This is a genomic window from Mucilaginibacter phyllosphaerae (assembly GCF_004378255.1).
Classification (GTDB): domain Bacteria; phylum Bacteroidota; class Bacteroidia; order Sphingobacteriales; family Sphingobacteriaceae; genus Mucilaginibacter; species Mucilaginibacter phyllosphaerae.
Window position 1 is genome coordinate 377,606 of record NZ_SNQG01000003.1, and the last position, 23,945, is coordinate 401,550.

Below are 23,945 nucleotides of genomic sequence, written 5' to 3' on the forward strand. Positions count from 1 at the left end.
ATTTGATAACTGTTTGAAATCAGCAAGTTAATACCGTACTTTGTTATAATGATGAAAAGAGCGGGCATATTGCTGTTGGTATTGATGTACACCATAACATCAACCGGCTTTGCCTTAAACTTACATTTTTGCGGTAATCACGTTGCAGCAGTTAAAATAAATGCCCCTGCCAAAAGCTGTATAAAGCCAATGGCAAAAAGCAAAATGAAATGCTGCAAGGATAATAAACTTGACGTAAAGGTTAAAGATAGTCACGAAGGCCAGTCTAATTCCTTTATCCCTAAGGTATCTGCATTCGATCTGCCCAAAACATCTTTCTCTGATTTTATTTTGCCGGTACACCAGATGTTGCTGAATGTGTTTTTTGACCGCGGCCCGCCCGATGCACCCAAGCAAAGTACGCCCCCATTTATTAAAAACCGAACTTTGAAAATTTGATGCTGATCTTTTCTCACATAAAAAGTTCAAATAACATCCATTCAAATTCAATTTTAATAACATGAAAACCCTTAAAATATTCATCGTACTATTTATAGCTACCGTTACTGTAGCAAAAGCACAATTTACCAAAGCCGAGCTACAGGTTAGCGGCCTTACCTGCTCACTTTGCGCCCGCACTACCGAAAAATCGCTGAAAGCACTGCCTTTTGTTAGCGAAATAAAACCCGACCTGATGCGCAACATCTATGTAATCACCTTTAAAAATGATGTACCGGTAGATTTTGCCCAGATCAGTAAAAAGGTAAAAGACTCGGGTTTTTCGGTAAACTATTTAAAAACAACCTTTAACTTTGATAATGCCAAGGTAGCAGACAATGCCTTTACTTATGGTGATAATACCTACAAGTTATTAAACGCCGATAAGGCTTTGAGCGGCCCGGTAACGGTAACCATTGTTGATAAGGGCTTTGCGCCAAGTTCGGTAACCAAAAAGCATCTGGGTAAAAACCCCGAAGAAACTGCTACGGCAACCGGCCGCACTTACCATTTAGCAATTTAAGCACCTTTCTTAAAAAACATTTTTATGAAGGGCATTTTATTGGCTTTTTGCCTTACGGCAATGGCATTTTTTGCGTACGCGCAAGAATTATATGTAAATACCGAACCGGCCAGCAACATGGCCGCCCGATCGTTAGGCATCCGGCTGGAAAACCAGGGCTTCAGTATGGATGGGGCATTTAAAAACCGCACCACGTTAGAGGCTATGTACGGTGCAACAGGTAAGCTGATGCTGCATGGCGCAGCCTACACATCCAACTTTTACCAGAATAACCAGCGGTTTGAGGGCGGTAGCTTTTACGCAAAGTACAGGTTGCTATCCATAGATAGCGTGCAAACACACTTTCGCGCGGCGATATTTGGGAAAGCTGCTGTTAGCCGTAACCCTTACAGGTTACAGGAGATTACCCTGGAGGGCGATAACTCGGGCTTGCAGGGCGGGCTCATTGTTACACAATTACTGCATAAAGTAGCCTTCTCCGCATCGGCCGGTTACCTGCGCGGCCTGGATAGCGATAACCCTAAAGGTACTATTACCGGCGCTAAAGATGCGCTGGCCTATACTTTGTCAGCAGGTTATTTATTGCTGCCCAAGCAGTACAAAAGCTACAATCAGGTAAACCTTAATTTATATGCTGAATTATTGGGCAAAACCAATCCCGGCTACGGCCAAAGCTACCTGGATGTAGCCCCCGCCGTGCAGTTTATTTTTAACAGCGTTTGCCGGCTGGATTTCTCGTACCGTACCCCATTGTACAACAACATGCTGCGCAACAGCGCCAATATGTACCTCATCCGGTTCGAGTATAACTTTTTTAATCTTTAAGGCCTTACTCATGAAAAAATATATCAGCTTATTGATGATGCTGACGGCTGCCATTTATACAACAGCACAGCAAATACACCCTATGCAAAAGGATACAAGCGAAAAACACCCGCCGCATAACCACGCCAAAATGATGGCTATGCAGCACGATACTACCCGCCATAACATGACCATGACCAGCCAGTTCTCGCTGGATTTACCGATGAACCGCGACGGCTCCGGTACATCGTGGGTGCCCGATGAAAGCCCAATGTACATGTATATGGTGCATGGTAAAAAATGGATGCACATGTTCCACGGCAGCTTTTTTGCAAGATACAACAAGCAGGATCTGTTTGATAAAGGCAGCCGGGGCGGCAGTCAGTTTGATGCGCCTAACTGGCTGATGTACATGGCACAGCGCAAAATAGGCAGCAACGGCCTGTTTGCAATTAACACCATGTTCTCGCTGGATGCATTTACAGTTGGTGCCGGTGGCTATCCCCTGCTTTACCAAACCGGCGAATCATACCAGGGCCGTAAACTGGTAGATTACCAGCATCCGCACGATCTGTTTGCCGAGCTGAGTGTGGCCTATACCCAACGCGTAGCTGCCAATACCGACATCTCATTATCTGTTGGGATGCCGGGCGAGCCCGCGCTTGGACCGCCGGTATTTATGCACCGAATTTCGGCCTTAAATGACCCAAATGCGCCCCTAAGTCACCATTATGCGGATGCTACACACATCACTTTCGGCACAGCAACGTTAGGCTTCAGGTACAAGAATGTAAAGCTGGAAGGATCCATTTTTACCGGCCGCGAGCCGGATGAGCACCGCTATGATTTTGATAAGCCAAAGTTCGATTCGTACGCGCTGCGGCTGTCGGTAAACCCGTCAAAGCAATGGGCGCTGCAGGTATCTAATGGCTGGCTGAAAAGCCCGGAGGAAGCCGAACCTAATGACAATGTAAACCGCTTCACCGCATCGGCTATTCATACCAAAATGCTGGGCGATAACAGCTACGTGGCCACTACGCTGCTTTACGGGCAAAACAGGCACCACGGCACTACACAACCCGCCGTATTGTTAGAGAGCAGCCTGCAGTTAAACAAAACAGCCATCTACGGCCGCTATGAATATGTGCAAAAGGATGCCGGCGAACTTGACCTGGAAAACCAATCCCCGGCCGACCCTGCCTTTACCATAAACGCCCTTACGCTGGGCACCAACCGCATACTTACCACCATTAAGCACACCAACCTTACCGCTGGCATACAAGCAACTTACAACGCCTCGCCAAAGGCACTGAGGCCGTTGTATGGTACAGCGCCTGTAGGCTTCCAGGTGTACCTGCGCATTACCCCCGCCCTGATGAAAACGGGCAACAGCAAAAAGCAAATGGACCACAGTATGATGAATAGGTAATACCGCTCCCACAAGGCGCGAAGCGCCTTGTGGGTTTTATGTATCGGCTTGCAGTGATATATTTTCGGTGAATTGGCTTATGTTTTAATCTGGCTTATTATGGTATCGTTATTAATGGTAATTAAATAAAGTAGTATTTTTGATGCAGAAGCATAATAATGGGAAGATTTGATAAATCGGTATTTATTGAAAATGGGATAGACAGGCGGGAGTTGGGCTATTACGCTACACCTGAATTTGTGGCTCATTTTATGGTAGATGCCATGATGAAGATAAACCCTAATGGGAAGTATGCATTAGACCCGTGTGTTGGTAAAGAGGAACTAATAAAAAAACTGTATGATCATAACATCGATATTGATGGTATAGATATCTACCACCACGGCGATTATTATTACTGTAATTTTATTCAGGCTGATTTTATAGAACTTTATCGGCGCAACAAATCAAACTTACGGATAGGCCAGGGCATTAACTTAAAGTACGATTATATTATAGCAAACCCGCCTTATAATTGCCACGAACTAAACTATATAAAGGATAACAAAAAAAGCCTTGGATCGCTTTTTGGTAACATCGGGATACACAATATGTACTCTATGTTTATATCGGCAATAATTGATAGCGCAAAAGAAGGCTCTTTAATATCTATCATCAGTTCGGATAGTTTTTTAACAGCCCGCGCGCACAACCCACTGCGTAAACAAATACTTAAAACCTGTACAATCCATAACCTGGTACTTTGCCCTGCAGATTTGTTTTGGGATCAAAAAGCCGATGTGCGCACCTGCATCATGGTTTTACAAAAAGGCAAGCAATATCAAAATAAAATAGGTGTATTAAACCGGTTAAAAAACAAGCAGGAATTAAAAGATAAGTTAGCAAAATTTGATTTGATTGAAGCTGATATTAATGATATTGTTAATAACAGCGGATCAGATGATCATGAATTTATTATAGACGTTCCGCCAGAAATTCAATCACTTTTTTCGCTTCCTAAAATTGGTGATCAGTTTAAATGCATTACAGGTATATCAACGGGTAAAGATCTGCAGTTTATTTCAAAGCAAAAAAAGGATGGTTTTGAAGTGCCTTTTTATAAAAACCCGGGGATGCGCAAATTTTTTTGTGAACAAGACGGGTATCTCTCTAATGATTATCTGAAACATGATAAAGAGATCAAAAATTTCATGGTCAGAAATAAAGCATATATGCTTAAAGAAGGCATAACCTGTTCTTCAATGGGCTTAACCTTTAGTGCCTGTTATCTGCCCCCGGGATCGACATTTGGGGTGAATGCAAACATATTTGGTGACCAGGCCGATTTATGGTGGCTATTGGCTTATCTTAACAGCAGCCTGGTAACCTATATGGTACGCGGTGTACTATGCCGCTCTAACATGGTAACATCTGGTTATGTAGCAAAAATACCTGTTATAGATCTGTGCAAAAAAACTAAGGAAAAGCTGGCAGAAATTGCCATAAAGGCATTTAAAGAAAAGGTTTTACCCAAAGAGAACCGGCCTATTATTGATGAAGTGGATCTGCTGATATTTAAAGAGCTTTCATTTTCAAATAAAACCGAAACCGAAATTACCCACTTCGCAAAAAACTTGCAATCAAGAGTTTAGTTTCGCGCGCCTTTTCTTCAGGGCTATTTCCATAGCTTCTTCAAACAATACTCTAAATTCACTCACTTCCCGCTTCTGCGCATACTCCAGGCTTTTGTATTTACCTGATTGTAAATTTGCGTTGTTGCTTGGGTTAATATACAGATCGGGTACCCAGGCAATAGGGAATGCTACACATTTTTCAATTTCGATGGTCATGTCTTCATGAAAATTTAAAAAGAATGTTGCAATAAAAAACTCGCCGTCAGCGTCTTTTTCGTAAAACTTTTTCAACCCGGTACCTTTAGAAATATCATCCTTTTGCGCCCTTCTTCCAAAAACAGCTGTTTTGATGTTAACATGTATTTCCTTTTCTTCCCCTTTAAAAATAGCGGCAAAATCATGTATCGAGGTTTCAGAATCTGATACCGTAATACTTGTCATATCTAAATCGGCATAATATTTTTCAAGATTTTGAGTAATAACTTCTTCTACTATTCTCCAAACCGTTCTGCCTTTTGCTGCTTTTCGCCATCCCAGGGGAAATTGTTTAATCGTACCGATTTGAATTTTTCCGATCTTTTTAATTAAAATATCCAAACTTGTCTGCAGCTTGCTTTGCAAGCTTTCTGCCCTTTTTATACTCATTAATCAATATCTTTTAACAGATCGCAGATTTTGCATGGAAGGCTACTGCTAACTTTTGTATAACCCAATATACACATTCCTTTCCCATTTTCAATGCTTGGGATATACGTTCTATCTAAATAAGCCAGGTTGGTAAGTACTCCTGTGAAAGCTTTTTTTCGAGCCTGAGCCCTTTTACTTAGCACCAACTTTTCTTAATATCCATTAAATAAAAATAGGGATGTGCAGGCCACAGAACTACGGACGATCGTCATCGTTATTCCCCTGCCTTACACATCAAAACCCCTTCTTCCGCACGATGCCGGGCTTGCGGCTTCTGGGTGATGGCTTATCAGCATCCTCGTCTGCGCCATAGCGGCGGGCCATTTTGGCTATGCGTTCTTCCATGGTTTCGGTGGTCAGGCGTTCGCGGCCCAGGCTGTCTACCAGTATAGGGAAGGCAAACGGCGTTGGCCGTTCAATCGTTTTCAGCACGATGCTTTGCGTTTGAATGCGCTGTAACGCCGCCCGCAGCCGGAATTCTTCTAACTGTAGGGCAAGCGCCTCGTTATAGGCCTGGCGTACCAGTATGTTATCGGGTTCGTACTCGTTAAATACATCAAACAATAACGATGTAGAGGCCTGCAAGTGTTTGTTTTTTACGGGCTGGCCCGGGTAACCCGTAAATACCAGGCCACCAATATGTGCAATATCCCTAAACCTGCGGCGGGCCATTTCGTTGGAGTTAAGGCTGTTCTGGATATCATCTATCAGGTTGTTAAGCGAAAAAAAGTCGGCGTCTTCTAAAGCCTCTTCAATTGGGATATCTTCGTCGGTCAGTAATTCAAAGCCATAATCATTCATGGCGATAGAAAAACTGGCGGGTTTAATTTTAGAGATACGATAGGCCAGCAAACTCGCCATTCCCTCGTGTACCAGCCGCCCTTCAAAAGGATAAAAAAGCAAGTGGTGCCCCTCCCTGGATTTAAACGACTCGATCAAAAATTCGTTGCTTTGGGGCAGGTGCGATAGCTTGGCCTGTAGCGCAAACAGCGGCTTTAAGGCCTTTACTTCTACATCGGTTTCAATGCCGTGGGCCACCTCGTCCAATTTATCCCTGAAAACAGCCGACAGCTGGGATGATAGCGGCATCCGCCCGCCTGCCCAGCTGGGGATAAGCCCTTTTACTTTTGTTGATTTTTTGACGAAGGCGGTCATCTCTTTCACCTTTATAAACTCCAGGCTGCGGCCGGCAAACCAAAAGGTATCGCCGGGTTTTAGCTTGGCTATAAAGCCTTCCTCTAAGGTGCCCAGGCTGCCGCCGCTCAACCATTTTACCCTGATGCTCAGTTCGCTGGTGATGGTGCCGATGCTTAACCGGTGCCGCATGGCCACCCGGCGGCTGTTCACCTTAAACAGGCCGTTATCAACCTCTACCTTTAAAAACTCATCGTATTGGGCCAGGGTTTTGCCGCCGTTGGTTATAAAATCAAGCAGCTGGTTAAATTCATCGCGCCGCAGATCGGCAAAGGCAAAGGTGCTTTTGATCTCGTGATATAGTTCATCGGCACGGAAACCATCTGATACCGCCAGCGTAACCATAAACTGTATCAGTACATCAAAGGTAAGCAGCATCGGGTCGCGGCTTTCAAACACGCCCTTTTTAATAGCGCTTTTAAGGGCGGCGCCTTCCAGCAGTTCTAAGGAATGCGTAGGCACAAAATAAGCTTTGGATATAGCACCCGGGTGGTGACCGCTGCGGCCGGCGCGCTGCATAAAACGGGCCACACCCTTTGGGCTGCCTACCTGTACAACGGTATCAACGGGCCTGAAATCCACCCCCAGGTCCAGGCTGGAGGTGCACACCACAACCTTCAGGGCTTCCGCATGCAGGGCCTGTTCTACCCAGTTACGCAGTTCGTTATCCAACGATCCGTGGTGCATGGCCATAATGCCGGCATACTCCGGATAGTTATCAATAATGGCATGGTACCAGATCTCGCTTTGCGAACGCGTGTTGGTAAAGATGAGCGTAGTTTTACTTTTGGCTACAATATCCATTACCTGCGGCAGCAGCTTTACACCAATATGCCCGGCCCAGCTGTAATTCTCGATATTCTCGGGGATGACAGATTCTATCACCAGTTTTTTATCTACTTGTGCCCTCACCATCCTGATCTGTTCGGGCGGGAAATCATTCCCCAGCAAAACTTCGGCTGCCTGCTCCAGGTTACCAATGGTGGCGCTGATACCCCAGATACGGAGATTGGAGACCGGAGACCGGAGATTAGCGCCTGCAGGCATATCCGGCCCCCCCAAGCCTTTTAACCGCGATAGCCCAAGCTCTACCTGTACGCCGCGTTTGGTGCCAAGCAATTCGTGCCACTCATCGCAAACCAGCACCTGCAGGCCTTTAAAAACTTTGTCATACTCTTTTTGGGCCAGCATCAGGTGCAGGCTTTCTGGGGTGGTAAGCAGCACTTCGGGCAGTTTGCGCTTCAGGGCCGCTTTATCTGCCGCCGAGGTATCACCGGTACGAGTCATGATGCGCCAGGGCAGGCCCATATCGTCGCATACCTCCTGCATAGCTTTGCGGATATCGTTGGTTAAAGCACGCAGGGGCGTTATCCAAAGCATCAGCAGGCCATTGTTTTTTTGGGTGGTGTACGTATCGGGGTATTTATTAATAAAATCGGCCAGAAAAGGCAGGAAAAGGGCAAATGTTTTGCCGCTGCCTGTTGGCGCATTCAGCAAGCCCGAAAAGCCCGACAGGTAGGCCGCTTCCATCTCTTTTTGAAACGGAAACTGCTTCCATTGCTTTTGTTTATACCATTCCTGTACTACCTTTTGCCCTTTTGATGCCATTGTCGCTGCTAACAAAACCCGTTTTTGCGGGTTATATCTATCAACTGTAAATTAAACAAATTGTTACGATGATGAACCTTCCAAAATATTTAATTGCACCCATACTTGCCCTTACCGTTATTGCATGCCAACAGAACAAGGATCCAAAAACCACCGATACGATAGCCGGCGCTGCGGACACCACCCAACCGGATGCTGCAAAAGCTACCGATACGGCAGCGGTTGACCTGCCGGGCGACAAGCCGGTACCGCTGGTGCAATTAATTGTACCGGGCACCAGCATAGGGCAAACAAGCCTGAACGAAAGCTCAGAAAATGTACATAAAAGGCTGGGCAAGCCCGATAGCGGCGATGCTGCCATGGGCAAAAGCATCTCGGTATGGTATGCCGGCCATGATACCACCGGCAACGTAACACAAATGTACTTTTCGCGCGGGCAGGGCGATGACGAAACCAAAAGGGTTAAACAGATCCGCGTTACCTCGCCGTTTTTTAAGCTCAACAGCAAGGTGTTTGCAGGCGTGCCGTTTAAAAATGTATCGGGCATATACCAGCTTAAAAAGGTTGCAACTTTTACAGATAAGGGCAGTAATCACACCCTTTATGATGATACCAAAGCAGGCATTGCCTTTGATGCTGATGATAAGGGTATCATAACCGGCATTACCGTACACGAGCCGGGCAGGGAGGCGGCATCCACTTATCTGCCGTTCTTTTCTACCTTAAAAATGCTTTAATAACAACAAAGCCTCCATGATCTGTCGGGAGGCTTTGTTATGGTTATCTGTTTATTATTCCATTACTTTTTTTCCGGCATCAGAATAACCTTGGCCAGGTTGTTATTATTTAAATACTTAACCGCGGTTTCTTTGGTGCTTTGCACGGTTATCTGATCCAGGTTTTTAACATGGCTTAAAATGCCATTCGGATCCAGGTCGTTTTGTGAAGCAGAACCCAACAGCCCCGCCCACGAAACATTTTGCTTTAACTGCACCTGGGTTGACCGCGCCTCCTCTGCCACAAACTTCTGAATGTCTGCAGGCTGTGCACCGGTTTGTTTGATCTTGTTGATCTCGTCAAGCGTAGCGGCTATCAGCTTATCAACATTGGCGGCTGCGCAGGTAAACACAATGGTAATGGTGTATCTTCCCTCGGGGTTTTTAATATAATTTGCCCTGATGCCCGGCGCATAAATGCCGCTTTCCTGCTCGCGCAGGCGCTCTACCAGCTTTATGTTCAGCACCTCTTCCAGGGCATCCATCTGCAGGTTGTTGGCTTCGTTAAACACATAGCTGCCGCTGTATATCAGCTGCACGCTTGCTTTATCATCCATACCCTTGTAAACGGTTTTGGTTATCTGCCCCGGTGCCGGGTACATCTTTAAGTTTTTAAAGGTTTCTTTTTTATTGGTTGATGGCAATGCCCCCAGGTAGGTTTCCAGTATCGGTTTTATCAATACAGGGTTAAAATTACCCACCAGTACAAAGGTAAAGCCGCTTGCATCGGCAAACCTGTCTTTATAAAAGCTATAGGCTTTGTCCAGGCTTGTGCCGTTCAGCCTTTCCACTGTGGTGGCGCCGCCCCTGAAGTTATTATTGCTTAACACCGCCGAAAGCGTATCCTGGTAAACGCTGTTTGGGTCGAGCCCGCGGTTTATCAGTAACGATTTAGTTTGATTAATGGTTCCCTGCCAGATATCGGCATCCTTGCGCGGCTGTGTAAAGTACAGATAGATCAATTGCAGGGCGGTCTCCAAATCATTAGGAGATGCGCTACCCCTTATACCCTGTGTAATATCGCCTATATACGGTGTGATGCTTACATTTTTACCCGCCAGCATCTTATCAAGCTGCCCCTGGTTAAACTCGGAGATGCCGCTGCTGCCAATGATAGATGCCGATAAGCTTGCCGATGTATAATCATTATCATTCGCCAATGATGTACCGCCAAAGCTGTAGCCGTTTATCAGAATCTGATCGTTTTGAAACTGGGTTGGTTTTAAGATCACCTTTACGCCGTTACCCAGGGTAAGGGTGGTAGTGCCTATAGCCTCGTTGCTGGTTTCGGCTACCACCTTTGTGCCCTCAGGCTCTTTTTCCATCAGCGGTTTGCTGGTCACATTATCTACATAGGCGGCAACATTGTTGCCTGCCGTGCCTATCCATTTCAAAATGGTGCTTTCATCCGGCAGCTTATCCTTATCCTTATCGGGCCCTTCCACAATAATTACCCGGTTTTGGTCGCTGATGAATTTACCGGCAAGTGCGTTCATTTCGGCAACGGTTATTTTATTGATATTGTTGATGTAAAAGTTGTATTCAAATTCTATCCCGGGCATACCTTCGCCTTTTAAAAAGTTAAGCTGGTATTCCCGCACATAATTGGCCGAATTGGTTTTGGTGCGCTCGTAATAAGCATTCTGGATGCCTGCCAGGGCTGATTGCTTGGCGCGCTCCAGCTCGGTTAAGGTAAAGCCGAATTTACGGGCGCGCTCGGTTTCGGCCACAACGGCTTTCACGGCAGTTTCCAGCCCATCCGGTTTGGATACAACTACAGATGAAAATGCATCCTGCCTGCCAATTAAAGGCGCATAAGAACTACGCGCGTATAAAAAAGGTGGCTCGGGCTTTTGCTGCAATTCGTTAAGCCTTTGATTAAGCATAAAGTTAAACAGCGATACGCGCAGGCTTTGCATGTAACCCGGTATGGTTTTTACCACTGTTTGCGGGTGTTTTACTATAATTTGCGCCAGCGTGTAAGGAAACTCCTTATCCGTAGCAATTTTTACTACGGTGCCCGGTGTTGGGGCTACATTGTATTCTGTACGCTGTTTTTCGCCAACCGGGTTTTTAAGGCCCGAAAAGTTGGCTTTGATCAGCGCTTCTACGCGTTTTACATCAAAATCGCCCACGGCAATAACGGCCTGCAGATTTGGCCGGTACCAATCGCTGTAGAAACTTTTAATGGTAGCGGCGTCAAAAGTTTTCAGTATATCTTCCTTACCGATAGGCACACGCGATGCATACCTGCTGTTGTTTAACAGCACCGGCAAGGTTTGCAGGCTCAGGCGTTCCTGGGCGTTTTTACCGCGCATACGGGCCTCTTCTAAAACCACGCCACGCTCTTTATCGATCTCGGCAGGGTCAAAAGTTACATAACCTGCCCAGTTGGCCAAAATGTTAAAGCCTTTTTCAAACACAGTGGCGCTATCGGTGGGTAGCGGGAGCTGGTAAACGGTTTCATCAAAAGAAGTGTAAGCGTTAAGATCGGCGCCAAATTTTACGCCCGATTTCTGTAGAAAATCAACCAGTTGGTTCTTCGGGAAATCGCGCGTGCCGTTAAACGCCATGTGCTCGGTAAAGTGGGCAAGGCCCTGCTGGGCATCCGTCTCTAAAATAGACCCGGCTTTGTTTACCAGGTACAGCTCGGCACGGTTTTGCGGCTGTTCGTTATGGCGAATATAATAAGTAAGGCCGTTGGGCAGCTTACCAATAAGTACATTATCATCAACCGGGAGCAGGTTAGCCGGGCGCAGGGCCGCTGCTGCCGGTACGGGTTTGCTTCTGGGCGACGGGGAAGGTTTTCTTTTTACCTGTGCGTTTGTACTACCGGCAATTAACAGGGCCAGCACAGCTGCAGATAAAGCTTTGTTTAGGTTCATCATTTAATTAAAAGGGAATATTTTACTAAGATGCTAAACGAATATCTTAGTTACAAATTGTTTATTGATCTTTAAATGCCTCCTGCATCATTTGCTGTAATTCAAGCTGGTGGCTTTGTACGTTCTGCTGGCCAATGGCTGCCCCTTTTTGAAACAGGATGGGTTGTTTCTGATTAAGTTTGATGCCCAAGGGCGATTGATAAAAAACGGCCAGGTCCTTCAGTTCTTTTTCGGTAAATTCCTGGGCATACAGGGCGGCCATCTGGTCTTTGATCAGGTCCCAGCTCATGTACTTGTTCATAAAAGTGTTCATGATCTCTACAAACTTTGGCTTTTTATCTGCAGGCACATTGGCGCTGGCTTGCTGTATCATGGCCGCCATGTTTTCTTTCAGCTGGTTGCCTGCGCCCGATGCGCTCAGTACGTTCTCGGCAGCTTTTAGGTGTGCAGGGGTAATATTGGTTGCAGTTTGTGCTTTTGCAGAAACGCAAAATAAAAGGGCGATTATCAGGAATTTATATTTCATACATTTTTTATTATAGAGATGCAATACTTTGCATCTCCTGGTTGCTATTGTATTATATAAAGACGCGAGGTATCGCGCCTCTACAGGGTTGCATGTTGTAAAAGACGCGAAGTATCGCGCCTCTACGGGGTTGCATGTTGTAAAGACGCGAAGTATCGCGTCTCTACGGGGTTGCATGTTGTATAAAGACGCGAAGTATCGCGTCTCTACGGGGTTGCATGTTGTAAAAGACGCGAGGTATCGCGTCTCTACGAGGTTGCATGTTGTAAAAGACGCGAAGTATCGCGTCTCTACGGGGTTGCATATTGTATAAAGACGCGAAGTATCGCGTCTCTACGGATCATTGGTTTCTTAAAAATGATACCTCACAAAGGCTTCCATCGCTGCATATTCGGCCATGCCTAAGCGGTCGTAATTCTGGGCGGTTTCGCGGTTGCGGTCTTCGGCGCGTACCCAAAACTCGCGGGCATCATCACCGGGGAATACCGGCCTGTCCTTTTGCGACTGGTGTTTAAATATCGCGTTACGTTTACGTAAAACCTCGGCAGGCGAAAGCGGCACGGCCATTTCAATCTCGCTGGTAGGGAATTCCTGCCAGGCACCACGGTACATCCAAACCCAGCAATCCTTAACCCATGCCTCGGTTTGGCGCAGCCTGCGTAAGGCTTCTATCACGATGTTAAAGCAAACGATGTGCGTACCGTGCGGGTCGGCAAAATCGCCTGCGGTGAATACCTGGTGGGGTTTTACCTGTTGCAACAATTCCATCGTCAGCCGGATATCTTCTTCGCCAACCGAATTTTTTTGTGTTTTACCCGTTTCATAAAACGGCAGCGCCTGGAAATGGATATTGCCATCGGGCAGGCCCGCATACCGCGCACCAGAGATAGCCTCGGTTTTGCGAATAAAGCCTTTTACATCGCGGATCTCTAAAGAGTCGATCTGGTTGGGTTGCTTAACCTGCATAAATTTGCGCATATCCTCATAAATGCCTTTCATTTTAGCTGTGTCTTCGCCCACGCTTTCTTTAAAATCGATAGCAAATTCCATAAAGCGTAAAACATCATCATCCCAAACAGCAGTATTGCCCGATGTTTGGTAGGCTACGTGCACATCATGCCCCTGATCTACCAGGCGGATGAATGTGCCGCCCATCGAGATCACATCATCATCCGGATGTGGCGAAAACACAATAGCGCGTTTTTTTGCCGGTTCGGCACGTTCGGGCCGCTGGCTGTCATCTGCGCCGGGCTTACCGCCGGGCCAGCCGGTAATGGTATGTTGTACCTGGTTAAAAATATCAATGTTGATCTGGTAAACCGGCCCCTGCTCTACGGCCAGCTGCGCCATACCATTGCTGTTATAATCTTCTTCGGTTAGTTTTAATATCGGCTTGTTCACCGCGCCCGAAAGCCAGATAACGGCCTTTTTCTTTAATGGCTCATCCCAGATGCAATCCTTAACCATCCAGGGGGTATCAAAGCGGGTAAGCTCTGATGCGGCATCCGTATCCAGCACAAACTCCACGTTATCAGATAACTGCAGGAAGGTTGCAGGTACCTCGCCAGACATTTCTCCCTCTACCGCCTTACGAATGATAGGGGCCTTTTTGGCACTCCAGGCCATCAGGATAATTTCTCGGGCTTTAAAAATAGTACCGATACCCATGGTGATGGCTTTGGCGGGTACGTTTTGTTTGCCCCCAAAATCGCGCGAGGCATCCCGGCGGGTCAAATCATCCAGGGTAACCAAACGGGTGCCCGAGTTGGGGGCAGAGCCGGGCTCGTTAAACCCGATGTGGCCGGTACGGCCTATACCCAGTATCTGCAGGTCGAGCCCGCCTAATTCTTCTATCTGTTTTTCGTAGGCCAGGCAAAAAGCGGCCACATCATCGGGGGCAAGCGTACCATCGGGGATGTGTACATGAGCTTTGTCTATATCCACATGGTCAAACAAATTCTCGTTCATAAAGGTAACGTAGCTTTGTACAGCATCGGGCTTCATGGGGTAGTACTCGTCCAGGTTAAAGGTGATCACGTTTTTAAATGATAGCCCTTCTTCTTTGTGCAAACGTACCAGTTCGGTATAAACTTTTATAGGGGTAACACCTGTGGCCAGGCCTAATACAGCCTGCTGGCCGGCAGCGTTTCTTTTACGGATAAGGCTGGCGATGCGCTTGGCAACAGCTACCGATGCCGCCTGCTGGTCGGAGTACACCGTTACCGGCAGTTTCTCGTACCGGGTTTCTTCTAATAAGTTTAATCTTGCCATTGGGTTTGGTTATAATGGTTGCACGTTGGTAAAAACAAATATATCAGATATTAAGATACAGGCGCTTTTAATTTATCTTTTGTGGGGGCATGCAAAAACAGGTAAATTAGCGCATGCCTGCACTTAACCATAATCTGCAAAAATTAACCGGCATTGCCCAAAAAGAAGCGCGTTTAGGCATCGGCCTGATGTCTGGCACTTCGCTGGACGGGCTGGATATCGCCTTGTGCAAATTTAAAGGCAGCGGCACCCAAACAGCTTTTGAGCTGCTCAACTTTATCACCATCCCTTATCAGGAAAAATTTAAGTACGAGGTGCAGCAGGTTTTTGCCAAAAAAGAGGTGAGCCTGGAAAAAGTAACCTTGCTGAACGCCTATCTCGGTACCTTTCATGGCGAACTGGTTTTGCAGGCTTTAAACGAGTGGGGCATTAACCCCGGCCAGGTAGATTTTATTGCCAGCCACGGCCAAACCATCTATCATGCACCCGGTCATCAGCATAAACAACCCGGTTACGGCAATGCTACCCTGCAAATTGGCGATGGCGACCACCTGGCGGTAACAACCGGCATCCTCACCATAAGCGATTTTCGCCAGAAACACATCGCAGCGGGTGGCGAGGGCGCACCATTAGCTTTATATGGCGATGTATTACTGGGCAGCAAGCCCGGCGAGCACAGGATATTGCTGAACATTGGCGGCATTGCCAACCTTACCTACCTGCCTGCCGATGCAGTTACCGAAGTTTTATGTACCGATATTGGCCCCGGCAATACGCTGATAGATGCTGCCTGCCGCCGGTACTTTAACCAGCCTTATGATGCAGACTCGCAGATAGCCAACACCGGGGAGGTAAACCAGGTGCTGCTGGATGCCCTGCTGGATCATCCCTTTTTTAGGGAAGCCTTACCTAAAACCACCGGCCCGGAATTGTTTAATTTAGAATATGTGGCCGATGCCCAGCAGGCGGTAAGATTATTCAATATCAACAAAACCGATTTGGTGGCCACTTTAAGCGCCTTTACAGGCCGCACCATTAGCAACTTTATACGGACACATTTTAACCTGCCCGGCCTTAAAATATTTGTAAGCGGCGGCGGTGCCAGAAACCCATATATCATTAATTATTTGAAAAGTACCCTGCCAAATGCTGCCATAGCAGATACAAGCACGTTAGGAATTAACCCCGATGCCAAAGAGGCCATACTATTTGCATTATTGGGTAATGAGGCTTTATGCGGCGAACCTATGGCCATTGGGAAAAACCCGGCGGTGCTGATGGGGAAATTTAGTTTTGCAGGGTGAGTTATGGCACTGGGTGAGGAAGCCTCTCCCCAGCCCTCTCCAAAGGAGAGGGAGCGATAACCCCTCTTTCCGCTTGCGGAGAGAGGGTGGTCGAGCGTAGCAATGACCGGGTGAGTTAATCACCGCATGAGTAAATAATTGCATTTATCCTTATATTCGACACAAATTTTAACCGTATGAACGCTTACAGCTTTTTCAAGTACTTCCACTCGGGTTTCAGGTACATCGTTATCATCCTTTTGTTGCTGGCTATTTTTAATGCACTGGTCGGCTGGCTGGGTAAAAAGCCATATACCCAGGGCAACCGCAAACTAAACCTGTTTGCCATGATATCTGCACATACCCAATTTTTACTGGGGATAATACTTTACTTTTTAAGCCCTTTTGTACGTTTTGGCGGGGGCGTAATGAAAGATGCCGAAGCCCGTTACTGGACGGTTGAACATATTGCCATGATGCTGTTTGCTATCGTTTTAATTACCATTGGCCACAGCAAGTCTAAAAAGATCATCCTGCCAGAGGGTAAGCACCGCATAATCGCAATCTTCTATTCCTTAGCTATTTTGCTGATCGTAGTAGCCATTATACAGAGCAAGAGAAGTTTTTTTGGTATATCCCACTAAAAAAGTCGACAAAAAATTTGTTAATTCAATTTTTTGTATAAATTTGTTGCCACGATATGAAAAAAACTACCCTTAATACCAATTGGTGGCACTATGTGAAAATATGGCAGCCGGATAGTTTTTGATATACAGTACTAATCAAATGTAAACCTAATTTGAAACCCGGCGAACGCTCAATTCGCCGGGTTTTTTTGTTTAATACGCACTGAGATAACACGAATGAAAAAATATAAAATTACCACCACACATAAAAAACTGCTTGCCGATACCACCACGCCGGTTAGTATTTACCTGCGCTTAAGAGATGTGTTCCCCAATTCGCTGCTGCTGGAAAGCTCGGATTACCACAGCCGCGAAAACAGCTTAAGTTTTGTATGCTGTGCGCCATTCAGCGGGCTGGTTTTAGACAATGGTACCCTTAAAAAGAAATTCCCTGATGGCAGTGAAGAGATAAGCCAGCCCGGCGAGTTTGACATAACCGACGAAATAAACAATTTTACCGTCCGTTTTGAGGTGGAAGCCAATACATCCAAAATTGTATCAAACGGGTTATTCGGCTATTTTACGCATGAGGCGGTAGAGCATTTCGAAACCATCCGCCTAAAAGAAAGCCAAGATACCGCCCGTAAGATCCCGGTGATGCAATACCATATTTATAGTTATATCATAGCTATAGATCACTTTAAGAACGAACTGTACATCTTCCACAACCAGGTAGAGGGCCAGCCACAAACCAACGGGTTAGAAAAAATTGGCGACCTGATCAAAAACAAAAACTTCCCCGAGTATAGCTTTAAAAGTAACGAAGCCGAGCAATCCAACTTAACCAACGAAGAGTTTATTGCCATTGTAGAGAAGATGAAGCAGCATATTTACCGGGGCGATGTGTTCCAGATCGTGCCTTCCAGGGCATTCTCGCGTAAGTTTTTGGGCGATGAATTTAATGTGTACCGGGCGTTGCGTTCCATCAATCCATCTCCCTACCTGTTTTACTTTGATTACGGCGATTTCCGCATTTTCGGCTCATCGCCCGAAGCACAGATCACCATTAAAAATAATGTTGCCAGCATCTTCCCGATAGCCGGCACATTTAAGCGCAGCGGCGATGACGAGAAAGATGCCGAGATTGCGCGCCAGCTGGAGAACGACCCCAAAGAATCTGCCGAGCACGTGATGCTGGTAGACCTGGCCCGAAACGACCTGAGCCGCCATTGCGAGCAGGTAAGCGTAAAGGCATTTAAGCAGGTACAGTTTTATTCGCACCTTATCCATTTGGTATCGCATGTAAGCGGCAAGCTAAAGCCGGGCACAACATCGTTTAAGATAGTGGCCGACACCTTCCCGGCAGGCACCCTGAGCGGCGCACCCAAATACCGCGCGATGGAGATCATTGATGAGAACGAGAAAAGTAAACGCAGCTTTTATAGCGGCGCTATCGGTTTTTATGGTTTTAACGGCGATTTTAACCATGCCATCATGATCCGCTCATTCCTCAGCAAAAATAACACGCTGCACTACCAGGCAGGCGCAGGTATTGTAGCCGGCTCGGTTGCCGAGAGCGAATTGAAAGAGGTGGATAACAAAATAGCGGCTTTAAGAAAAGCGATAGAATTGGCGGAAGAGTTGTAGGTAGAGATTAGTGAACGGAGAATAGAGATAAGTTGAAATTATTTAATTCCCTCTTGAGAGGGGTTAGGGATGTATAAAATGAAAATATTAATCATAGATAATTACGATTCTTTCACCTATAACCTGGTGCATCTGGTAAACGAGTTGGGTTTGCAGTGCGAGGTTTGGAGGAATGACCAGTTTAAGTTAGAGGATGTGGATAAATTCAGTCACATCATCCTGTCGCCCGGGCCTGGGATCCCGTCGGAAGCGGGCTTATTGTTACAGGTAATAGAAAAATATGCACCAACTAAAAGCATGTTTGGCGTGTGTTTGGGCCAGCAGGCTATTGCCGAAGTGTTTGGCGGTAAATTATATAACCTGCCGCAACCCATGCACGGCATTGCAACACCTATAAAAGTGACAGACATAAACGAACCGCTTTTTGCCGATCTGCCCTACACCTTTAAAGTGGGCCGTTACCATTCCTGGGTGGTAGAAAAAGACTTGCCCACAGTATTGGAAATTACCGCTATTGATGAACAGGATGGCTCGGTTATGGCCTTAAGGCACAGGGAATACAATGTACGCGGTGTACAGTTCCACCCCGAATCGGTACTGACGGAGCATGGCAAAGAGATAATGCAGAATTGGTTAAACGCATAACAAGAAACCCGCTGTCATTTCGAACGAGCAGCGGGATGGCGAGTGCGGGGGGCGAGGAGAAATCTTATCCGCCAAACATAAATGCAGGTCGCTTGTATAAGATTTCTCCTCGTACCTCGTTCGAAATGACAGGTATTACTGTAGATTTGAAAACAATGAACATACTTGATAAAATAGTTTCTTATAAAAAGATAGAAGTTGAACGTGATAAGGTGCGCACCACCTATTCGCAACTGGAGGAATCAGAATATTTTCACCGGGAAACTTACTCTTTTAAAGATTTTTTACTGGCGCCCGAGCGTACCGGGATCATCGCCGAGTTTAAGCGCAAATCGCCATCAAAAGGAATCATCAACGATGATGCGCTGGTAAAAGATGTAACGAAGGATTATGCAGAGGCAGGTGCTTCGGCATGTTCGGTACTTACTGATTACGGCTTTTTTATGGGCCGCAAAATGGATGTAACGCGTGCCCGCCGCGCTACAAAAGTACCTATCCTGCGTAAAGATTTTATGATTGACGAGTATCAGGTTATTGAAGCAAAATCATTAGGTGCCGATATTATTTTACTGATAGCAGCGATATTAACCCCGGCCGAGATCAAAAATCTGGCAGGCCTGGCCAAAAGCCTGGATCTTAACGTGCTGTTAGAAGTGCATAACCTGGAGGAACTGGAACGCAGCATAGATCCTAATCTGGATGCCATAGGTGTAAACAACCGCAACCTGGCCGATTTTACCGTATCTGTGGAAAACTCCTTTAAGCTGGCCGAACATATCCCTAACGAGTTTATGAAGATCTCTGAAAGTGCCATCAGCGATACCGACACAATTAAACAGCTAAAGGCGGCCGGTTTTAACGGCTTTTTAATAGGCGAGAACTTTATGAAACAGCAAAACCCGGGCGCAGCCATGCGGGAATTTGTGAAGGGTTTGTAATTAGCCCTTTATTCGAGTATCTTTGTATCATCATGTTAATATAATACTCTCCCACACCATACTTTCAATTTGGCCGGGCCTATGATGGGTCTCGCACGAAAGTTTGTTATGAACTTACCGTTCATAACGTCTATTTATCACACTTCCCAATTTATTTGTATGGAAGTGAATTATGAATACAAAAACAATTTTATGCTATGTGAACATAACCACCACTCCGTGAGTTATAGTAAGGTAAATTACATTTACCTTTATGTTTTAATTGTTAATCATTTTTAAATGAAACAAAAATTTTATGATACTGCTGTGAAGCAGGAGAAAGTGGTTTTGGTTGGTGTAATTACCCCCAACGAAACCGAAGAACAGGAAAAAGAATATTTAGAGGAATTAGAGTTTTTAGTGGCCACCGCAGGCGGCCTTACCGTGAAGCACTTTACCCAAAAACTACAGCGGCCGGAGCGTGCCACTTTTGTAGGCACCGGTAAGCTGGACGAGATAAAAGAATATGTGATTGCCGAAGAAATAGATATCGTAGTTTTTGACGATGAGCTTACCCCATCGCAATTGCGTAATATAGAGCGCGAACTGAATGTAAAGATATTAGACAGGAGTAACCTCATCTTAGATATTTTTGCCGGCCGCGCCCAAACCGCACAGGCTAAAACACAGGTAGAACTTGCCCAGTTGCAATACCTGTTGCCACGCCTTACCCGCCTCTGGACCCACTTAGAGCGCCAAAAGGGTGGTATCGGGATGCGTGGCCCGGGTGAGTCGCAGATCGAGACGGACAGGCGTTTGATCCTGAACAAGATCTCGTTATTAAAAGAGCGCCTGAAACTGATAGACCGCCAGAATGAAACCCAGCGCAAAAACCGCCAGCAGTTAATTCGGGTGGCATTGGTGGGTTATACCAACGTAGGTAAATCTACCATCATGAATATGCTTGCTAAATCTGAAGTGTTTGCAGAGAATAAGCTGTTTGCCACATTAGATACCACCGTTAGAAAGGTAGTGATAGAGAATGTACCGTTCCTGCTGTCGGATACTGTAGGCTTTATCCGCAAGCTGCCACACCATTTGGTAGAGTGCTTTAAATCTACCCTGGATGAAGTGCGCGAGGCGGATATCCTGATCCATGTGGTGGATGTATCGCATCCCAACTTTGAAGACCAGATCCGCACCGTTAACGAAACGCTGAAAGACCTGGGCGCTATTGATAAACAAATGATAACCGTATTTAACAAGATAGATGCCTTTGTACCCGAGCAGCACCACGTAGATGTTACCGAAGGCCCGTTAACCCTGGATGATTTTAAACATAGCTGGATGGCCAAAAATAACAGCCCGGCCATATTCATATCAGCCACCCAAAAGCAAAATGTGGATGAGTTTAGGGAGATGATCTACGAGTATGTAAAGAAAGTACATACTGAAAGATACCCATACGATAATTTGCTTTATTAAAAGCCATCCAGCCCCCTGCAGGGGAAGTTTTTGAAGAGCAACGTTAATATCGAATAATGAATTTATTTCGATGTTTGGCATTTTTTATTTAGTGTGCATTATTTTGCTCTCCCCTTCAGGGGGCTGGGGGGCTTAAGCTTTTTCCTCCCAAACCATGCATAAATGGAGGATAGTTTCAACCGCTTTTTGCATGTCCTGTACCGAAACCCATTCCTGCTTACTGTGAAAAGCATGCTCGCCGGCAAAGATATTTGGTGTGGGCAGCCCCATAAATGATAAACGCGAACCATCCGTACCGCCGCGGATGCTGCAAAGCTTTGGGCTCAACCCGGCGCGGCGCATCGCTTCCATGCCGTAATCAACTATCTGCGGGTGTTGCGCCAGTACATTTTTCATGTTGCGGTACTGTTGTTGCGTTTCTAAAGTATAAGTAGAGTTTGGATAGACTTTAAGCACTTCATCTGCCACCTGGCGAATAGTGTCGGCATGTTCTGCCAGCTTATCATCCTCAAAATCGCGGATAATAAAATCGACAACGGCGGTTTCTATATGGCCGCTCATATCTACCGGGTGCACAAAACCCTGCATATCCCCGGTATGCTCGGGCGACAGGTTATCCGGCAGGGCGGCAATTATCTTTCCTGCAATTTTAATGGCGCTTTCCATTTTGCCCTGTGCAAAACCGGGATGTGCGCTTACGCCTTGTATAATTAATTTAGCACCGTCGGCACTAAAAGTTTCATTCTCCATATTGCCGGCGCTTTCCCCATCCATAGTATAAGCAGCAAAGGCGCCTAACTTGGCAATATCAGCCTTATCAACCCCGCGGCCAATTTCTTCATCGGGTGTAAATAATATTTTAATTGTGCCGTGCTTTATTTCCGGATGCCGCATCAGCTGATAGCAGGCGTCCATTATCTCGGCAACACCGGCTTTGTTATCGGCGCCCAAAAGTGTTGTGCCCGATGCCGTTACAAGGTCATTTCCTACCTGGTTTTTAAGGTCGGCGTGCTCTTTTAACTTGATTATCTGCGTGGTATCATCAGGCAGGATGATATCGCTGCCATCATAATTTTTATGAATAATGGGTTTAACCCCCGTACCGCTGCAATCCGGCGCGGTATCCATGTGCGAGCAAAAGCAGATCACCGGTACATCCGGCTTATCTGTATTTGCCGGTACGGTAGCATAAACGTAGCCGTATTCATCTAAATGCGCATCGGTAAGGCCTATCTCCAAAAGCTCCTGTACCAATAGCCTGCCAAGGTTTTTTTGCTTTTCTGTAGAAGGTATCGTTGGCGATAACGGGTCTGATTGCGTATCTATTTGTACATACCGTAAAAACCTGCCGGTGACCGTAAAAGTTAAGGCTGTGTTAAAATCCATAGAAAGTCTATATTAGTAGAAATTTTGTTGCCGGTGCAATAAGCTATCCGGCAGCTAAAATGTAAATATCAAACATAAAATCGATTGAAAAAGTATCTTTTATTTATTGTTATGGCATTGGCTTTTTGTAAAAGCAACGCCCAAAGCAGTTTAAACTATGCAAGTTTTGGCATTGGCGTTAGCGCCAGTTTAAACCATGCTTATGCCGACCTGAAAAAGCAGGATGACAATAAATCGTTTGCGGTTACCGCCAATTACTTTTATACGCCTTATGTGCCTATAGGGCTGGAGTTGCAGCTCGGAACGCTCTCCGGCGGAAACAGTAAAGACAGAAAGGTAGATGTAGACGGACGCCAGTTTTCTAACAGCTACAAAGCCCTGATATTACACATGGATGTACAGGCCGGCGAGGTAATGGATTACCAGGGGAGCAACGTGCTTAACGTACTCAAGAATTTTTACCTGGGTGCGGGCATAGGGGGTATCTTTAACAGTGTTACTACACAGCGTATAAGCCCTTACGACCCATCATACACCTTCCCGGGTAAAGATAGCGGCGTTAACCTGGTTGTTCCGCTGCGTTTTGGTTACGAGTTCAAGATCTACAATAGTTATGAAGAGCCCAACATCCGCCTGGATATCGGCTACCAGCATAACCTTACCTTTGGCGAGGGTATAGACGGATATGCCGATCCATCCACCAAATTTAAAAACAACGCGCTTGACCAGTACAGGCAAATAACCATAGGTATTAAGCTAAACTTTGGCGGCGAAACTTCTTATGATAAAGAGATAAGGGGGTACTAAATTGAACATTGAAGAATTACGTGATTATTGCCTGCAAAAGCCCGGCGTAACAGAAAGTTTCCCGTTTGGAGAGGATACATTGGTGTTTAAGGTGGCTGATAAGGTTTTTTTACTTACCGGGCTGGGTTCGCCGGCCTTTAACGTTAAGTGCGACCCTGAACGGGCTGTTGAACTGCGCGAACAGTTTAGCGCAGTGCAGCCTGGTTTCCACATGAATAAAAAACACTGGAACACAGTACATACTGATGGCTCGTTAACCAATAAACAGATGCGGGAAATGATAGACCATTCTTACAACCTGGTGTTTGCCAGCCTGTCCAAAAAAGCACAAGCCGAAATAAACAACAGTATTTAAC

The 23,945-nt window shown here is 46.0% G+C and carries 20 protein-coding genes; 14 read left to right on the top strand and 6 right to left on the bottom strand.

Going from position 1 to position 23,945, the window contains the following annotated elements:
- Positions 1 to 48 precede the first annotated feature (48 nt).
- The 5 genes from E2R65_RS09905 to E2R65_RS09925 all read left to right on the top strand — a co-directional run bounded on the left by E2R65_RS09905 (position 49) and on the right by E2R65_RS09925 (position 4,864).
- A complete protein-coding gene (locus tag E2R65_RS09905) occupies positions 49 to 438 on the top strand; it encodes an HYC_CC_PP family protein (protein ID WP_134336333.1) in 390 nt (129 codons plus the stop codon).
- 61 nt (positions 439 to 499) lie between these two features.
- A complete protein-coding gene (locus E2R65_RS09910) occupies positions 500 to 1,000 on the top strand; it encodes a heavy-metal-associated domain-containing protein (RefSeq protein WP_134336334.1) in 501 nt (166 codons plus the stop codon).
- A 24-nt stretch (positions 1,001 to 1,024) separates the two neighbouring features.
- Positions 1,025 to 1,825, top strand: a complete 801-nt coding sequence (locus tag E2R65_RS09915) for a hypothetical protein (RefSeq protein ID WP_134336335.1) — start codon at positions 1,025 to 1,027, stop codon at positions 1,823 to 1,825.
- 10 nt (positions 1,826 to 1,835) lie between these two features.
- The gene (locus tag E2R65_RS09920) at positions 1,836 to 3,233 is read left to right on the top strand and encodes a P-loop NTPase family protein (protein ID WP_134336336.1); all 1,398 of its coding nucleotides are present in this window, start codon (positions 1,836 to 1,838) and stop codon (positions 3,231 to 3,233) included.
- Positions 3,234 to 3,391: 158 nt separating this feature from the next.
- Positions 3,392 to 4,864 carry an N-6 DNA methylase gene (locus E2R65_RS09925; RefSeq protein WP_134336337.1) on the top strand — a complete coding sequence of 491 codons (1,473 nt, stop codon included), beginning with the start codon at positions 3,392 to 3,394 and terminating at the stop codon, positions 4,862 to 4,864.
- On the opposite strand, the gene E2R65_RS09930 is transcribed toward E2R65_RS09925, so the two are convergent.
- Positions 4,853 to 5,491 carry a hypothetical protein gene (locus E2R65_RS09930; RefSeq protein ID WP_134336338.1) on the bottom strand — a complete coding sequence of 213 codons (639 nt, stop codon included), beginning with the start codon at positions 5,489 to 5,491 and terminating at the stop codon, positions 4,853 to 4,855. The two genes, E2R65_RS09925 and E2R65_RS09930, sit on opposite strands and share 12 nt — an antisense overlap.
- Positions 5,492 to 5,767: 276 nt before the next feature.
- Complete coding sequence (locus E2R65_RS09935) at positions 5,768 to 8,335, bottom strand: ligase-associated DNA damage response DEXH box helicase (RefSeq protein ID WP_134336339.1); 2,568 nt, start codon at positions 8,333 to 8,335, stop codon at positions 5,768 to 5,770.
- Positions 8,336 to 8,403: 68 nt separating this feature from the next.
- Between E2R65_RS09935 and E2R65_RS09940 the strand changes: the two genes are divergently transcribed.
- Positions 8,404 to 9,072 (top strand): hypothetical protein, encoded by a 669-nt coding sequence (locus tag E2R65_RS09940; protein ID WP_134336340.1) that lies wholly within the window; start codon positions 8,404 to 8,406, stop codon positions 9,070 to 9,072.
- A 62-nt stretch (positions 9,073 to 9,134) separates the two neighbouring features.
- Here E2R65_RS09940 and E2R65_RS09945 read toward each other — a convergent pair whose 3' ends face one another.
- The 3 genes from E2R65_RS09945 to nagB form a co-directional block, all read right to left on the bottom strand.
- The gene (locus tag E2R65_RS09945; RefSeq protein WP_229704632.1) at positions 9,135 to 11,999 is read right to left on the bottom strand and encodes a M16 family metallopeptidase; all 2,865 of its coding nucleotides are present in this window, start codon (positions 11,997 to 11,999) and stop codon (positions 9,135 to 9,137) included.
- Between the two features lie 58 nt (positions 12,000 to 12,057).
- Positions 12,058 to 12,522, bottom strand: a complete 465-nt coding sequence (locus E2R65_RS09950) for a DUF2059 domain-containing protein (RefSeq protein WP_158285247.1) — start codon at positions 12,520 to 12,522, stop codon at positions 12,058 to 12,060.
- 351 nt (positions 12,523 to 12,873) lie between these two features.
- Positions 12,874 to 14,793, bottom strand: coding sequence for a glucosamine-6-phosphate deaminase (gene nagB / locus E2R65_RS09955; RefSeq protein ID WP_134336342.1), 1,920 nt, complete (start codon positions 14,791 to 14,793; stop codon positions 12,874 to 12,876).
- A 113-nt stretch (positions 14,794 to 14,906) separates the two neighbouring features.
- Here nagB and E2R65_RS09960 point away from each other — a divergent pair, with 113 nt between their 5' ends.
- The 6 genes from E2R65_RS09960 (at position 14,907) to hflX (ending at position 21,396) form a co-directional block, all read left to right on the top strand.
- Positions 14,907 to 16,097, top strand: coding sequence for an anhydro-N-acetylmuramic acid kinase (locus tag E2R65_RS09960; protein WP_134336343.1), 1,191 nt, complete (start codon positions 14,907 to 14,909; stop codon positions 16,095 to 16,097).
- Between the two features lie 176 nt (positions 16,098 to 16,273).
- Positions 16,274 to 16,720 (top strand): cytochrome B, encoded by a 447-nt coding sequence (locus E2R65_RS09965; protein ID WP_134336344.1) that lies wholly within the window; start codon positions 16,274 to 16,276, stop codon positions 16,718 to 16,720.
- A 219-nt stretch (positions 16,721 to 16,939) separates the two neighbouring features.
- Positions 16,940 to 18,349 carry an anthranilate synthase component I family protein gene (locus E2R65_RS09970; protein ID WP_134336345.1) on the top strand — a complete coding sequence of 470 codons (1,410 nt, stop codon included), beginning with the start codon at positions 16,940 to 16,942 and terminating at the stop codon, positions 18,347 to 18,349.
- Between the two features lie 78 nt (positions 18,350 to 18,427).
- Entirely contained in the window at positions 18,428 to 18,994 is a 567-nt protein-coding gene (locus E2R65_RS09975) for an anthranilate synthase component II (protein ID WP_134336346.1), read from the top strand.
- Between the two features lie 155 nt (positions 18,995 to 19,149).
- A complete protein-coding gene (trpC, locus tag E2R65_RS09980; RefSeq protein ID WP_134336347.1) occupies positions 19,150 to 19,932 on the top strand; it encodes an indole-3-glycerol phosphate synthase TrpC in 783 nt (260 codons plus the stop codon).
- 279 nt (positions 19,933 to 20,211) lie between these two features.
- Positions 20,212 to 21,396: a GTPase HflX gene (hflX, locus tag E2R65_RS09985; protein WP_134336348.1), complete on the top strand. Its 1,185-nt coding sequence runs from the start codon at positions 20,212 to 20,214 to the stop codon at positions 21,394 to 21,396.
- A 132-nt stretch (positions 21,397 to 21,528) separates the two neighbouring features.
- On the opposite strand, the gene pepT is transcribed toward hflX, so the two are convergent.
- The gene (gene pepT / locus E2R65_RS09990) at positions 21,529 to 22,782 is read right to left on the bottom strand and encodes a peptidase T (protein ID WP_134336349.1); all 1,254 of its coding nucleotides are present in this window, start codon (positions 22,780 to 22,782) and stop codon (positions 21,529 to 21,531) included.
- A gap of 111 nt (positions 22,783 to 22,893) precedes the next feature.
- Here pepT and E2R65_RS09995 point away from each other — a divergent pair, with 111 nt between their 5' ends.
- Both E2R65_RS09995 and E2R65_RS10000 read left to right on the top strand, forming a co-directional pair.
- The gene (locus E2R65_RS09995) at positions 22,894 to 23,589 is read left to right on the top strand and encodes an outer membrane beta-barrel protein (RefSeq protein ID WP_134336350.1); all 696 of its coding nucleotides are present in this window, start codon (positions 22,894 to 22,896) and stop codon (positions 23,587 to 23,589) included.
- Position 23,590: 1 nt separating this feature from the next.
- Positions 23,591 to 23,944, top strand: a complete 354-nt coding sequence (locus tag E2R65_RS10000) for an MmcQ/YjbR family DNA-binding protein (protein WP_134336351.1) — start codon at positions 23,591 to 23,593, stop codon at positions 23,942 to 23,944.
- The last annotated feature ends 1 nt before the right edge of the window (position 23,945 follow it).

Coding starts and splice junctions, on each gene's coding strand:
- E2R65_RS09905 (WP_134336333.1), top strand. CDS start 49: ATGATGAAAAGAGCGGGCATATTGCTGTTGGTATTGATGTACACCATA.
- nagB (WP_134336342.1), bottom strand. CDS start 14,793: ATGGCAAGATTAAACTTATTAGAAGAAACCCGGTACGAGAAACTGCCG.
- E2R65_RS09920 (WP_134336336.1), top strand. CDS start 1,836: ATGAAAAAATATATCAGCTTATTGATGATGCTGACGGCTGCCATTTAT.
- E2R65_RS09915 (WP_134336335.1), top strand. CDS start 1,025: ATGAAGGGCATTTTATTGGCTTTTTGCCTTACGGCAATGGCATTTTTT.
- E2R65_RS09970 (WP_134336345.1), top strand. CDS start 16,940: ATGAAAAAATATAAAATTACCACCACACATAAAAAACTGCTTGCCGAT.
- E2R65_RS09925 (WP_134336337.1), top strand. CDS start 3,392: ATGGGAAGATTTGATAAATCGGTATTTATTGAAAATGGGATAGACAGG.
- trpC (WP_134336347.1), top strand. CDS start 19,150: ATGAACATACTTGATAAAATAGTTTCTTATAAAAAGATAGAAGTTGAA.
- E2R65_RS09975 (WP_134336346.1), top strand. CDS start 18,428: ATGAAAATATTAATCATAGATAATTACGATTCTTTCACCTATAACCTG.
- E2R65_RS09995 (WP_134336350.1), top strand. CDS start 22,894: ATGGCATTGGCTTTTTGTAAAAGCAACGCCCAAAGCAGTTTAAACTAT.
- E2R65_RS09930 (WP_134336338.1), bottom strand. CDS start 5,491: ATGAGTATAAAAAGGGCAGAAAGCTTGCAAAGCAAGCTGCAGACAAGT.
- pepT (WP_134336349.1), bottom strand. CDS start 22,782: ATGGATTTTAACACAGCCTTAACTTTTACGGTCACCGGCAGGTTTTTA.
- E2R65_RS09910 (WP_134336334.1), top strand. CDS start 500: ATGAAAACCCTTAAAATATTCATCGTACTATTTATAGCTACCGTTACT.
- E2R65_RS09960 (WP_134336343.1), top strand. CDS start 14,907: ATGCCTGCACTTAACCATAATCTGCAAAAATTAACCGGCATTGCCCAA.
- E2R65_RS09950 (WP_158285247.1), bottom strand. CDS start 12,522: ATGAAATATAAATTCCTGATAATCGCCCTTTTATTTTGCGTTTCTGCA.
- E2R65_RS09965 (WP_134336344.1), top strand. CDS start 16,274: ATGAACGCTTACAGCTTTTTCAAGTACTTCCACTCGGGTTTCAGGTAC.
- E2R65_RS09935 (WP_134336339.1), bottom strand. CDS start 8,335: ATGGCATCAAAAGGGCAAAAGGTAGTACAGGAATGGTATAAACAAAAG.
- E2R65_RS09940 (WP_134336340.1), top strand. CDS start 8,404: ATGATGAACCTTCCAAAATATTTAATTGCACCCATACTTGCCCTTACC.
- hflX (WP_134336348.1), top strand. CDS start 20,212: ATGAAACAAAAATTTTATGATACTGCTGTGAAGCAGGAGAAAGTGGTT.
- E2R65_RS09945 (WP_229704632.1), bottom strand. CDS start 11,999: ATGATGAACCTAAACAAAGCTTTATCTGCAGCTGTGCTGGCCCTGTTA.